This window comes from Actinacidiphila acididurans (assembly GCF_016918855.1).
Taxonomy (GTDB): Bacteria; Actinomycetota; Actinomycetes; order Streptomycetales; family Streptomycetaceae; genus Actinacidiphila; species Actinacidiphila acididurans.
The window spans coordinates 1-12,572 of record NZ_JADKYB010000051.1 but is presented as its reverse complement, the minus strand read 5'-3'; the positions used below and the strand labels follow the sequence as shown (position 1 = coordinate 12,572).

The following is a 12,572-nucleotide window of genomic DNA, read 5'->3' as shown; positions in this document are numbered from 1 at the left end:
GGTAGGAGGCGTCGGCGGGGGGCTCGGCCCGCAGGCCCGGGGGCGGGACCGGGACGCCGGGGGGAGCCGACGGCGGTACGGGGTGGGCCGGGACGACCGGCGGGCGGGGCGCCGCGGACGGCGTGCCCGGGGGCAGGAAGTCGTCGCGGTCCGGGGCGGGGTAGAGGATCGGGGTGTAGGGGCGGCGGGGGCGCAGCCGGGCGCGCACGTCGCGGTGCGGGATGAAGTCCGCCCACCGTTCGGGGTACTCCGCGGGCGGCGGATCGGCCGGCCCGGCCAGGTCCTCCAGGCGCAGCTCCCTGGTGTCGTCGGCCATCGCCGCGGCCTGGCGGGCCCGGCGCGCGGCGGCGCGGGCCACGACCTCGGCGGCCACCGCCTCCTTCAGGCGGTCGTTCTCCTCCCGGGCCGCGGCCGTGGCCAGCGACGGCCACACCCGGTCCACCGCGGCATTGACCGCGGCCCCGACCAGGACCGCGAAGGCGGACACCCCGATCCACAGCAGCACCGCCACCGGCGCGGCCAGCGACCCGTAGATCGTCGGCCCCTCCACCGCGTGGGTGAGGTAGATGCGCAGCACGAAGCTGCCGATCACCCACATGAGGACGGCGATCAGCGCGCCGGGCACGTCCTCGTACCAGGGCGCGCGCACCGGCACCGACACGTGGTAGAGCGTGGTGAGGAAGGCCACGGAGGCCACCACCACGAACGGCCAGTACAGCACCGCCAGGATGGCCTTGCCGCCGGGCAGCAGGTCGCCCGCGGCCGAGGGCCCGGCGACTATCAGCGGCAGCACCGCCGCGCCCAGCACGAGCGCGACGACGTACAGCGCCAGCGACATCATCCGGGTGCGGATGATGCCGCGCCGGCCCTCCAGGCCGTACATGATGGTGATCGTGTCGACGAACACGTTGACCGCGCGGCTGCCCGACCACAGGGCGATCAGGAAGCCGAGCGAGATCAGGTCCGGGCGGCGGCCGTGGAAGACGTCGTCGACCAGCGGCTTGACCAGCTGGTTGACGCCCTTGTCGGACAGCACCGTGCGGGACGCGGTGAGGATGTTCTCCCGGATGTGATCGATGGTGTCCAGGCCGATGACCGTGTCCACGTAGCCGAGCGCGCCGACCAGGCCGAGCAGCAGCGGCGGCAGCGACAGCAGCACGAAGAAGGCCGCCTCGGCGGCCAGCCCGGTGACCCGGTACTCCATGCAGGAGTCGACGGTGTCCTTGGTCAGCAGCCAGGCCACCTTGCGCGCGGAGACGTTGCGGTACAGCGCCCGGGCCCGACGCCAGCGGCCGGGTCGCCGGTGGCTTCTTTCTTCTGCTGCTTGCACCCCCTTACGTTAGCTGCCATGACCACCCCCACTCACACGGTGACGAACCAGGTACCGCCCCTGGTCGGCTACGACGTGTTCCGCACCGACGCGGCCCTGACCGAGGCCGTGGCGCGGCACGCCGCCCCGGCCCGGCGGGCGCAGATCGAGCAGGAGCTGAGCGAGCTGGGCGTCTCGGCCGGCTCGGCGCAGGCCCAGCGCTGGGCCGAGGAGGCCAACACGTACGGCCCGGTGCTGCGCACCCACGACCGGTACGGCAACCGGATCGACGAGGTGGACTTCCATCCCTCCTGGCACCGGCTGCTGGGCCACGCGGTCGGCGCGGGCCTGACCGACGCCTGGTCACGGCCGGACGGGCACCTGCGGCGGGCGGCGGGCTTCCTGGTGTGGTCGCAGGCCGAGGCCGGGCACGGCTGCCCGGTGTCGATGACCCACGCGGCGGTGCCCGCGCTGCGCGCCGACCCGGAGCTGGCCGCCGAGTGGGAGCCGCGGCTGGGGGCGCACTCCTACGACCCGCAGCTGCTGCCGGCGGGGGCCAAGCCGAGCGCGCTGTTCGGGATGGGCATGACCGAGAAGCAGGGCGGCTCGGACGTCCGTGCCAACACCACCCGCGCCGAGCCGCTGGCCGAACCGGGCACGTACGCGCTGACCGGCCACAAGTGGTTCTGCTCGGCGCCGATGTCGGACGGCTTCCTGGTGCTCGCCCAGGCACCCGGGGGGCTCACCTGCTTCCTGCTGCCGCGGGTGCTGCCGGACGGCACCCGCAACCCGTTCGCCATCCAGCGGCTGAAGGACAAGCTGGGCAACCGGTCCAACGCCTCCTCGGAGGTGGAGTTCAGCCGCGCCTGGGCGCGCCGGGTCGGCGAGGAGGGCCGCGGGGTGGCCACCATCATCGAGATGGTGGCGGCGACCCGGCTGGACTGCGCGCTGGGTTCGGCGGCGCTGATGCGGCAGGCGGTGGCGCAGGCGGTGCACCACGCCACCCATCGCGGCGCGTTCGGCGGCCCGCTGATCGACAAGCCGCTGATGCGCAACGTCCTGGCGGACCTGGCGCTGGAGTCCGAGGCGGCCACGGTGGCGGCGCTGCGGCTGGCGGCGGCGTACGACGCGGACACCGAGCAGGAGCGGCACCTGCGGCGGCTGGCGATCGCGGTGATCAAGTTCTGGGTGACCAAGCGGTGTCCGGTGGTGGCCGCGGAGGCCCTGGAGTGCCTGGGCGGCAACGGCTACGTCGAGGAGTCCGGGATGCCGCGGATCTTCCGCGAGTCGCCGCTCAACTCCGTGTGGGAGGGCTCGGGCAACGTCCAGGCGCTCGACGTGCTGCGGGTCCTCCAGCGCGAGCCCGACGCTTTGAACGCCTTCCTGAGCGAGATCGGCCTGGCCCGTGGCGCCGACCACCGCCTGGACGGCGCGATCAAGGACCTGCTGGCCGAGCTCGCCGACCTCGACGGCATCGAGTCCCGGGCCCGCCGCATCGTCGAACGCATGGCCCTCGTCCTCCAGGGCTCCCTGCTGGTCCGCTTCGCCCCGCCCGCCGTCGCCGACGCCTTCTGCGCCTCCCGCCTCGGCTCGGACTGGGGCTCCGTCTTCGGCACCCTCCCCCACACCCTCGACCTCGCCCCGATCGTCGAAAGGGCCCGCCCGATCCCCCGCTGACCCCGTAGGGATGGGCGGCAAAAAAGGGGATGGCGCCGCGCCGACTCGGCACCATCCCCGGTGCGGCCGTGCCGGGGCACCCCTCTCGCGGCCGCAGGACCGGCGGCGGCGAGGGGCCCGGCGGACCGGAGCGGTCGCTCGACGGGCCGTTGGTGCGGGCACGGTGACGCGGCGTCACTGTCCGTCGAATGCGCGTAGGCTCGCAACAGTTGCAGCCGGTTGCATCCGGTTCGGGTGGGGCGGGGGAGCCGGGTCCGAGGGGCGAGCGAGGCAGGGCGGGAGCGGCGTGTCACATCCTTCGACCGGGCTGGGGCGGCTGGACGCGGTGGATCTGCACGTCTCGACCCATCAGCTCGCCTCGATGCGGGAGGCGGCGCTGGCCGGCCGGGTGCCGCCGCGGCCGCCCCGGACGGTGATCGGCGAGTCGTGGTCGCGGGTGCTGAGCCTGGGCGTGAACCCGGACTCGGGCCGGCCCAACTCACCGATCAGCGCCGAGGAGCTGGAGTACCGCCGGCAGGCGTCCGCGCTGGGCGAGCTGCTGCCGGTGCTGCGCGAGGGCCTGGTACGGATCGCCGACGCGGCCTGGCACATCATGGTGGTCACCGACGCCGAGGGCCGGGTGCTGTGGCGGGACGGCAGTACGGCGGTACGCCGCAGCGCGGACCGGCTGGGCTTCGCCGAGGGCGCGTCCTGGGCCGAGGACGTGGTCGGCACCAACGCGATCGGCACCGCACTGGTCACCCGCGCCCCGTTGCAGGTGCACTCGGCCGAGCACTTCGTCCGTACCCATCACGGCTGGACCTGCGCGGCGGCACCGCTGCACGACCCGCGCGACGGGCGGCTGCTGGGCGTGGTGGACGTCAGCGGCCCGGCGGCCACGCTGCACCCGGCGACCTTGTCGCTGGTCTCGGCGGTGGTCCGGGTCGCCGAGGGCGAGCTGCGCAGCCGGCACTGGGCGGCGGTGGAGCGGCTGCGGTCGATCGCGGCGCCGCTGCTGTCCCGGTTCGACGGCCAGGCGCTGGCGGTGGACCGCAACGGCTGGACGGCGGCGGCGACCGGGATGGCGCCGCCGCCGGGCCGGGTGGCGCTGCCGGCGTCGGTGCGGGCCGGGCAGGCGTGGCTGCCCTCGCTCGGGATGTGCTGGCTGGAGCCGCTGCCGGGCGGCTGGCTGGTACGGATCGCCGGGCGGGAGCGGGCGCCGGCGGCCAGCCGGGTGCTGCTGGACGTGAGCCGGCCGCGGAGCTGGGCGGTGACCGTGTCGGGCGCGGCGGGGAGCTGGGCGCAGCAGCTCAGCCCGCGTCACGCGGAGTTGCTGTTCGTGCTGGCGGTGCACCGGTCCGGGCGGACCGCCGCGGAGCTCGCCGACGACCTGTTCGGCGACCCGAGCCGTACGGTGACGGTGCGTGCCGAGGTGTCCCGGCTGCGCCGCAATCTGGCCGGGGTGCTGGCCCACCGCCCGTACCGGTTCGCCGACGGGGTGGACGTGCAGATCGTGCGTCCGCGTCACCCGTGGGAGCTGCTGCCGCACTCGGTGGCGCCGGCGGTGCTGGCCGCCCGCGGCTTCGGCTGATCCCCGGGGGGCGAAGGGGTCCCCGGCCGGGCGCGATCGCGGCTGACCTAGGGTGGGCGCCATGAGCGGCACCCCTGTGACCACCTGGTACCTGGAGCAGACCGGCCCGGACGAGCTGGTCCCGGCCGCCGCGCCGGCGCACGACGCGGGGGTGCTGATCGAGCGGGCGCAGGTGCCCTCCCCCGAGCTGGGCCGCTTTCTGTATACGGCCGTGGGCGCGGACGTGGCGTGGACCGACCGGCTGCCGTGGTCGCGCGAGCAGTGGCGCGAGGTGCTGGAACGGCCGGGCCACGAGGTGTGGCTGGCGTACGAGCGGGGCACCCCGGCCGGTTACGTCGAGCTGGACGGGCAGGACGCGGGCAGCGTGGAGATCGCGTACTTCGGGCTGCTGCCGGACTTCCGGGGCCGCCGGATAGGCGGTCACCTGCTGTCCGTGGGCACCGCGCGGGCCTGGGACCTGGCCCTTCGGTGGCCCGATCGGGTGCCGACCGAACGGGTGTGGGTGCACACGTGCTCGCTTGACGGACCGTACGCGCTGGCCAATTACCGGCGCCGCGGCTTCCGCGTGACGCACACCACAACGTCTCAATAAACGGGATGCAGGCGTCCACATAATGGAAGACGGTGGACTGGCCGGAGACGGCCGTGCCACGCTTTCGTCATGTCGCGCTCTGGAATCAGCTTGGTGGGTCGGCCGCACGTCGACTTCTGCCGTGTTTCCAGCGCCATCTGTCCGGCGGGCTGACACCACTTCGCAGCCCCTCCGCCGTCCCCGTCGTCGTGGACGCGCAGGAGTTCTCTGCCGCCCGCCGCCCGGCACAGCCGCGTGTTCGCGCAAGGCCCAGGGTGCTCCGCGCCGTACCGACCCGTATTCGAGCCTGCCCGAAGGACGCATCGCCATGGCTTCCAGCCCCGACTCCCCGAACTCCCCTGCCGGGAGCGACCCGGCTGCGTCCCCGGCGGCCCCGGCGGCCCCGGCGGCCCGTCGCAAGAGCGGACGGCACCGCGGCGAGGGCCAGTGGGCGATGGGCCATTTCACGCCGCTCAACGCCAACGAGCAGACCAAGAAGGACGACGACGGTCTCAATGTGCGGACGCGCATTGAGACGATTTACGCCCATCGCGGCTTCGACTCCATCGACGGCGCCGACCTGCGCGGCCGCATGCGCTGGTGGGGGCTGTACACCCAGCGCCGGCCCGGGATCGACGGCGGCCGCACCGCGATCCTGGAGCCGGAGGAGCTGGACGACAAGTACTTCATGATGCGGGTGCGCATCGACGGCGGCCGGCTGACCGTGGCGCAACTGCGGGTGATCGGCGAGATCTCGCAGGAGTTCGCCCGGGGCACCGCCGACATCACCGACCGGCAGAACATCCAGTACCACTGGATCCGGATCGAGGACGTGCCGGAGATCTGGCGGCGGCTGGAGGCGGTGGGCCTGTCCACCACCGAGGCCTGCGGCGACACCCCGCGGGTGATCATCGGTTCGCCGGTGGCCGGCATCGCCGAGGACGAGATCATCGACGGCACCCCGGCGATCGACGAGATCCACTCCCGCTTCATCGGCTCGAAGGAGTTCTCCAACCTGCCGCGGAAGTTCAAGACCGCGGTCTCCGGGTCGCCGCTGCTGGACGTCGCCCACGAGATCAACGACATCGCGTTCGTCGGCGTGGAGCACCCCGAGCACGGTCCCGGCTTCGACCTGTGGGTCGGCGGCGGCCTGTCCACCAACCCGCGGCTGGGCACCCGGCTGGGCGCCTGGGTGCCGCTGGCGGAGGTGCCGGAGGTGTGGGCCGGGGTGGCCGGCATCTTCCGGGACTACGGCTACCGGCGGCTGCGCTCCCGGGCCCGGCTGAAGTTCCTGGTCGCCGACTGGGGCGAGGAGAAGTTCCGCCGGGTGCTGGAGGAGGAGTACCTCAAGCGGCCGCTGCTGGACGGCCCGGCGCCGCAGGAGCCGACCGGCCGGTGGCGCGACCACCTCGGGGTGCACCGGCAGAAGGACGGCCGCTTCTACGTCGGGTTCGCCCCGCGCGTGGGCCGGATCGACGGCGCCACCCTGACCAAGATCGCCGACCTGGCCGCGGCCCACGGCTCGGGCCGGCTGCGCACCACCGTGGACCAGAAGCTGATCGTCCTGGACGTCGAGGAGGACCGGGTCGAGTCGCTGAGCGCGGCGCTGGAGGCGCTGGACCTCCAGGTGCGGCCCTCCTCCTTCCGGCGCGGCACCATGGCCTGCACCGGCATCGAGTTCTGCAAGCTGGCGATCGTGGAGACCAAGGCGCGCGGCTCCTCGCTCATCGACGAACTCGAGCGGCGCCTGCCGGACTTCGACGAGCCGGTCACCATCAACATCAACGGCTGCCCCAACTCCTGCGCCCGGATCCAGGTCGCCGACATCGGCCTGAAGGGCCAGCTCGTCACCGGGCCGGACGGCCGGCAGGTGGAGGGCTACCAGGTGCACCTCGGCGGCGGCCTCGGCCTGGACTCCGGGTTCGGCCGCAAGGTGCGCGGCCTGAAGGTGACCGCGGCCGACCTGCCCGACTACGTGGAGCGGCTGCTCACCCGGTTCTCCGCCGAGCGGGCCGAGGGCGAACGGTTCGCCCAGTGGGCGGCCCGTGCCTCGCAGGAGGCGCTGTCGTGAGCGAGCGAGCCGCGCCCTTCTACTGCCCCTACTGCGGGGACGAGGACCTGCGCCCTTCCGAGGAGGGCCACGGCGCCTGGGAGTGCCGGTCCTGCAACCGCGCGTTCCAGCTCAAGTTCCTCGGTCTGCTGGCCAAGGGCCTGCGAGCCGAACCCCCGCATGGAGGCGCTTGATGACCACCGCACCGTACACCGCCCGGGATCTGCCGCGGTTGGCCGAGCGGGCCGGCCGCGACCTGGAGGACGCGTCCGCGCTGGACGTGCTGCGCTGGGCCGCGGACACCTTCGGCCGCCGGTTCTGCGTGACCTCCTCCATGGAGGACGCCGTCGTCGCCCACCTGGCCTCGCGGGCCATGCCGGGCGTGGACGTGGTCTTCCTCGACACCGGCTACCACTTCCCGGAGACCATCGGCACCCGGGACGCGGTCGCCGCCGTGATGGACGTCAACGTCCTGACCATCACCCCGCGGCAGACCGTCGCCGAGCAGGACGCCGAGTACGGGCCGAAGCTGCACGACCGCGACCCGGACCTGTGCTGCGCGCTGCGCAAGGTCGCGCCGCTGGAGGAGGGGCTGCGCGGCTACGACGCCTGGGCGACCGGGCTGCGCCGCGACGAGTCCCCGACCCGGGCGAACACCCCGGTCGTCGGCTGGGACGTCAAGCGGCAGAAGGTCAAGATCGCGCCGATCGCGCGGTGGACGCAGGACGACGTGGAGGCCTACGTGGCCGAGCACGGGGTGCTCACCAACCCGCTGCTGACCGACGGTTACCCGTCGATCGGCTGCGAGCCGTGCACCCGCCGGGTGCGGCCCGGCGACGACGCGCGGGCCGGCCGCTGGGCCGGGCTCGGCAAGACCGAGTGCGGGATCCACGAGTGAGCGCCCTCCAGCCGGTCCGGACGGCCGCACCCACCGCGTCCGGACCCGGGACCGCGACGGCCACCACGATCGAGGCGGCCGAGATCACGACCGCCGGGACCGTCGCCGAGGGCGCCACCGTATGGCTCACCGGCCTGCCCAGCGCCGGCAAGACCACCATCGCGCACGCGCTGGCCGAGCGGCTGCGGGCCGGGGGCCGCCGGGTGGAGGTGCTCGACGGCGACGAGATCCGCGAGTTCCTGTCCGCGGGCCTCGGGTTCACCCGCGCCGACCGGCACACCAACGTGCAGCGGATCGGCTTCGTGGCCGAACTGCTCGCCTCGCACGGGGTGCTGGCACTCGTCCCGGTGATCGCGCCGTACGCCGACAGCCGCGCGGCGGTACGCGCCCGCCACCGGGCGAACGGCACCGGCTACCTGGAGGTCCACGTGGCCACCCCGGTGGACGTGTGCGCGGTCCGGGACGTCAAGGGCCTGTACGCCAAGCAGGCAGCGGGCGAACTCACCGGCCTGACCGGCGTGGACGACCCGTACGAGGTGCCGCAGGACCCGGACCTGCGGATCGAGACGGAAGGCCACACCGTGGCGGAGTCCGCGGCCGCCGTACACGCGCTGCTCGTCGAGAGGGGCCTGACGACATGACCACGTCCATCGCACCCGCCGAGTCCACCGACAGTCCCTACGCGCTGTCCCACCTGGACGCGCTGGAGTCGGAATCGGTGCACATCTTCCGTGAGGTGGCCGGCGAGTTCGAGCGGCCGGTGCTGCTGTTCTCCGGCGGCAAGGACTCCATCGTGATGCTGCACCTGGCGCTGAAGGCGTTCGCGCCGGCGCCGGTCCCCTTCACACTGCTGCACGTGGACACCGGCCACAACTTCCCGGAGGTGCTGGACTTCCGGGACCGCACGGTCGCCGAGCACTCCTTGCGGCTGCACGTGGCCAAGGTGCAGGACTACATCGACGACGGGCGGCTGCGCGAGCGGCCGGACGGCACCCGCAACCCGCTGCAGACGCTCCCGCTGACCGATGCCATCCGCGAGCTGCGCTTCGACGCGGTGTTCGGCGGCGGCCGGCGCGACGAGGAGAAGGCCCGCGCCAAGGAGCGGGTGTTCTCGCTGCGCGACGAGTTCTCCCAGTGGGACCCGCGGCGCCAGCGGCCGGAGCTTTGGCAGCTCTACAACGGCCGGCACGCGCCCGGTGAGCACGTACGGGTCTTCCCGCTGTCGAACTGGACCGAGCTGGACGTCTGGCAGTACATCGCCCGCGAAGGCATCGCGCTGCCGGAGATCTACTTCGCGCACGAGCGCGAGGTGTTCCGGCGCGGCGGGATGTGGCTGACCGCGGGCGAGTGGGGCGGGCCTAAGGCCGACGAGCCGGTGGAGACCCGGACCGTGCGCTACCGCACGGTCGGCGACATGTCCTGCACCGGGGCCGTCGACTCCGACGCCACCACGCTGGACGCGGTGATCACCGAGATCGCCGCCTCCCGGCTCACCGAACGGGGTGCGACCAGGGCGGACGACAAGCTGTCGGAGGCCGCCATGGAGGACCGCAAGCGCGAGGGGTACTTCTAGCCATGACGAGCACCACCGATCCGCTGACCCCCGAGCACCTGTCGGCGACGACCCTGCTGCGCTTCGCCACCGCCGGCTCTGTGGACGACGGCAAGTCCACCCTGGTCGGGCGGCTGCTGCACGACTCCAAGTCGGTGCTGGCCGACCAGTTGGAGGCGGTCGAGCGGGCCTCGCAGGTGCGCGGGCACAGCGCCCCGGACCTGGCGCTGCTCACCGACGGCCTGCGGGCCGAGCGGGAGCAGGGCATCACCATCGACGTGGCGTACCGGTACTTCGCCACCGCGCGGCGCCGGTTCATCCTCGCCGACACCCCCGGGCACGTGCAGTACACCCGCAACATGGTGACCGGCGCGTCCACCGCGGAGCTGGCCGTGGTGCTGGTGGACGCCCGCAACGGGGTGGTGGAGCAGACCCGCCGCCATGCCGCGGTCGCCGCCCTGCTGCGGGTGCCGCACGTGGTGCTGGCCGTCAACAAGATGGACCTGGTGGACTACGCGGAGCCGGTGTTCGCCGCGATCGCGCGGGAGTTCATCGCGTATGCCGCCTCGCTCGGCGTGCCCGAGGTGACCGCGATCCCGATCTCGGCGCTGGCCGGCGACAACGTGGTGGAGCCCAGCGCCCACATGGACTGGTACGGCGGCCCCACCGTGCTGGAGCACCTGGAGACGGTGCCGGTCAGCCACGACCTGACGGACTGCCCGGCGCGTTTCCCGGTGCAGTACGTGATCCGTCCGCAGAGCGCCGAGCACCCGGACTACCGCGGCTACGCGGGCCGGATCGCCTCGGGGATGCTGCGGGTCGGCGAGCAGGTGACCGTCCTGCCGTCCGGCGCGACCACCACCATCGCCGGCCTCGACGCGCTCGGCCGCAGCGTGGACACCGCGTGGGCGCCGCAGTCGGTGACGGTGCTGCTCGCCGACGACATCGATGTCTCGCGCGGCGACCTGATCGCGCCCGTCGCCACCGCGCCGGAGGTCACCCAGGACATCCGGGCCACGGTGTGCCACCTGCACGAGCGGCCGCTGAAGGTCGGCGAGCGGGTGCTGCTCAAGCACGGCACCCGGACGGTGAAGGCGATCGTGAAGGCGCTGCCGTACCGGATCGACCTGTCGCACTCGCTGGCGCACGACAACGAGCCGGCGCAGCTCGACGTCAACGACATCGGCGCGGTGGTGCTGCGCACCGCGGAGCCGCTGCCGGTCGACGCCTACGCGGAATCCCGGCTGACCGGATCGTTTCTGCTGATCGATCCGGCGGACGGCACCACCCTCACCGCCGGCATGGCCGGCGAGCCCTTCGCCGCGCAGCCCGCCGCGGACGAGGCCGCCGACGAGGGTTGGGACTTCTGACGATGAACCAGGCGCGGGGGTGGGCCCACACGGGCGAGGCGGCGCAAGGGTGCGCGGCGCTCGCCCGGGAGGCCTTCTCCGGCTTCGCGAAGGAGGGCGGGCGCGTCGGCAGCGGCTCGCTCGGCTCGGGTACGGGCGGGGTCGCACGATGTGCGGGCTGACGCCTCCGGCGGTACGCGGCGTCGCCGCGCCCGTCGCCATGCCCGCGTACGGCCCGGCCGTACGCACGGACTTCCCCCGTGGCCTTCGGCACGGGAAGTGCCCCCGCCTTCGAAGAAGACCTGACGCCATTCCGGCCGCGCCCTGGTGACCCCTGCGGCGCGACACGCCGGGCCTCACGAGAGGACACCCACGTGCCCGCCCAGTCCCGTCCCGCGTCCAGCGGTTCCGCCACCGCCCTGCTGCCGGCCAGATCCGCGTTCCGCCCCGGTGGGCGCCGCCGCAGACTCGCCGCCGCGGCCGCCGCCCTGCCGATCCTGGTCAGCGCCCTGGCTGCCTGCGGCTACGGCTCCAACAGCAGCAGCAAGTCGTCGGACAACTCGCCCACCGCGGCCGCGCCCGCCGCGAGCAACGCCGCCAAGCTGTCGGCCGACACCGTGAAGATCGGCTACTTCCCGAACCTGACCCACGCCACCGCGCTGGTCGGGCTCAAGGAGGGCTTCTTCCAGAACGAGCTGGGCGCCACCAAGATCAAGACGTACACCTTCAACGCGGGCCCGGCCGAGATCGAGGCGCTCAACGCCGGTTCGATCGACATCGGCTGGATCGGCCCCTCCCCCGCGATCAACGGCTACACCAAGTCGGGCGGCACCGACCTGAAGATCATCGCCGGCTCGGCGTCGGGCGGCGTCAAGCTGGTGGTCAACCCGAAGAAGATCAAGACCCTGGACGACGTCAAGGGCAAGAAGATCGCCACCCCGCAGCTCGGCAACACCCAGGACGTGGCGCTGCTCAACTGGATCGCCTCCAAGGGCTGGAAGGTCGACGCGGAGAGCGGCAAGGGCGACGTCGAGGTGATCCGCACCGACAACAAGATCACCCCGGACGCCTACAAGAACGGCTCCATCGACGGGGCGTGGGTGCCGGAGCCCACCGCCTCCAAGCTGGTGTCCGAGGGCGCGAAGGTGCTGCTGGACGAGAGCACCCTGTGGCCGGACAAGAAGTTCGTCATCACCAATGTGATCGTCTCGCAGAAGTTCCTGTCCGCCCACCCGGACGTGGTCGAGGCGGTGCTGCGCGGCTCGGTGAAGACCAACGCCTGGATCCAGGCCAACTCCGACAAGGCCAAGGCGGACGCCAACGACGAGCTGCAGCAGCTCACCCAGAAGGCGCTGCCGGCGAACGTCATCGACCCGGCCTGGCAGTCCATCCAGGTGCTGGACGACCCGCTGGCCGCCACCGCGCAGGCCGAGGCGCAGCACGCGGTGTCCGCGGGCCTGCTCAAGGCGCCCAAGCTGTCCGGGCTCTACGACCTGACGCTGCTCAACAAGGTCCTCAAGGAGCAGGGCAAGCCGGCCGTGAGCGCAGCCGGGCTCGGCGCGCAGTGACCGCGGCGGTGGGGGGGGGGGGGGGGGG

The 12,572-nt window shown here is 73.2% G+C and carries 12 protein-coding genes; 11 read left to right on the top strand and 1 reads right to left on the bottom strand.

Annotated elements, in window-relative coordinates; translation table 11 throughout:
* Positions 1 to 1,330, bottom strand: a 1,330-nt coding sequence (locus tag ITX44_RS40560; protein ID WP_307795722.1) for a YihY/virulence factor BrkB family protein, incomplete at its 3' end; no start/stop codon positions are given.
* Positions 1,331 to 1,348: 18 nt separating this feature from the next.
* On the opposite strand from ITX44_RS40560, the gene ITX44_RS40555 reads away from it, so the two are divergent.
* The 11 genes from ITX44_RS40555 (at position 1,349) to ITX44_RS40510 (ending at position 12,544) form a co-directional block, all read left to right on the top strand.
* Entirely contained in the window at positions 1,349 to 2,986 is a 1,638-nt protein-coding gene (locus ITX44_RS40555; RefSeq protein WP_205365254.1) for an acyl-CoA dehydrogenase family protein, read from the top strand.
* Between the two features lie 361 nt (positions 2,987 to 3,347).
* On the top strand, positions 3,348 to 4,556 hold the full coding sequence (locus tag ITX44_RS40550) for a GAF domain-containing protein (protein ID WP_205365260.1): 1,209 nt from the start codon (positions 3,348 to 3,350) through the stop codon (positions 4,554 to 4,556).
* A 61-nt stretch (positions 4,557 to 4,617) separates the two neighbouring features.
* Positions 4,618 to 5,148 (top strand): GNAT family N-acetyltransferase, encoded by a 531-nt coding sequence (locus ITX44_RS40545; RefSeq protein WP_205365252.1) that lies wholly within the window; start codon positions 4,618 to 4,620, stop codon positions 5,146 to 5,148.
* 69 nt (positions 5,149 to 5,217) lie between these two features.
* Positions 5,218 to 5,301 (top strand): putative leader peptide, encoded by an 84-nt coding sequence (locus tag ITX44_RS43175; protein ID WP_372441118.1) that lies wholly within the window; start codon positions 5,218 to 5,220, stop codon positions 5,299 to 5,301.
* 154 nt (positions 5,302 to 5,455) lie between these two features.
* Positions 5,456 to 7,198 (top strand): nitrite/sulfite reductase, encoded by a 1,743-nt coding sequence (locus tag ITX44_RS40540; RefSeq protein WP_205365250.1) that lies wholly within the window; start codon positions 5,456 to 5,458, stop codon positions 7,196 to 7,198.
* A complete protein-coding gene (locus ITX44_RS40535; protein WP_205365248.1) occupies positions 7,195 to 7,371 on the top strand; it encodes an IS1 family transposase in 177 nt (58 codons plus the stop codon). Before ITX44_RS40540 ends, ITX44_RS40535 begins: the two co-directional genes overlap by 4 nt.
* On the top strand, positions 7,371 to 8,075 hold the full coding sequence (locus ITX44_RS40530; RefSeq protein ID WP_205365246.1) for a phosphoadenylyl-sulfate reductase: 705 nt from the start codon (positions 7,371 to 7,373) through the stop codon (positions 8,073 to 8,075). The genes ITX44_RS40535 and ITX44_RS40530 overlap by 1 nt, the downstream gene beginning before the upstream one ends.
* 68 nt (positions 8,076 to 8,143) lie before the next feature.
* On the top strand, positions 8,144 to 8,716 hold the full coding sequence (cysC, locus tag ITX44_RS40525; protein WP_372441117.1) for an adenylyl-sulfate kinase: 573 nt from the start codon (positions 8,144 to 8,146) through the stop codon (positions 8,714 to 8,716).
* Positions 8,713 to 9,648 carry a sulfate adenylyltransferase subunit CysD gene (cysD, locus tag ITX44_RS40520; RefSeq protein ID WP_205365243.1) on the top strand — a complete coding sequence of 312 codons (936 nt, stop codon included), beginning with the start codon at positions 8,713 to 8,715 and terminating at the stop codon, positions 9,646 to 9,648. Before cysC ends, cysD begins: the two co-directional genes overlap by 4 nt.
* Positions 9,649 to 9,650: 2 nt before the next feature.
* Positions 9,651 to 10,997, top strand: coding sequence for a sulfate adenylyltransferase subunit 1 (locus ITX44_RS40515; protein ID WP_205365241.1), 1,347 nt, complete (start codon positions 9,651 to 9,653; stop codon positions 10,995 to 10,997).
* Between the two features lie 401 nt (positions 10,998 to 11,398).
* Positions 11,399 to 12,544 (top strand): aliphatic sulfonate ABC transporter substrate-binding protein, encoded by a 1,146-nt coding sequence (locus ITX44_RS40510; RefSeq protein ID WP_205365256.1) that lies wholly within the window; start codon positions 11,399 to 11,401, stop codon positions 12,542 to 12,544.
* Positions 12,545 to 12,572 lie beyond the last annotated feature (28 nt).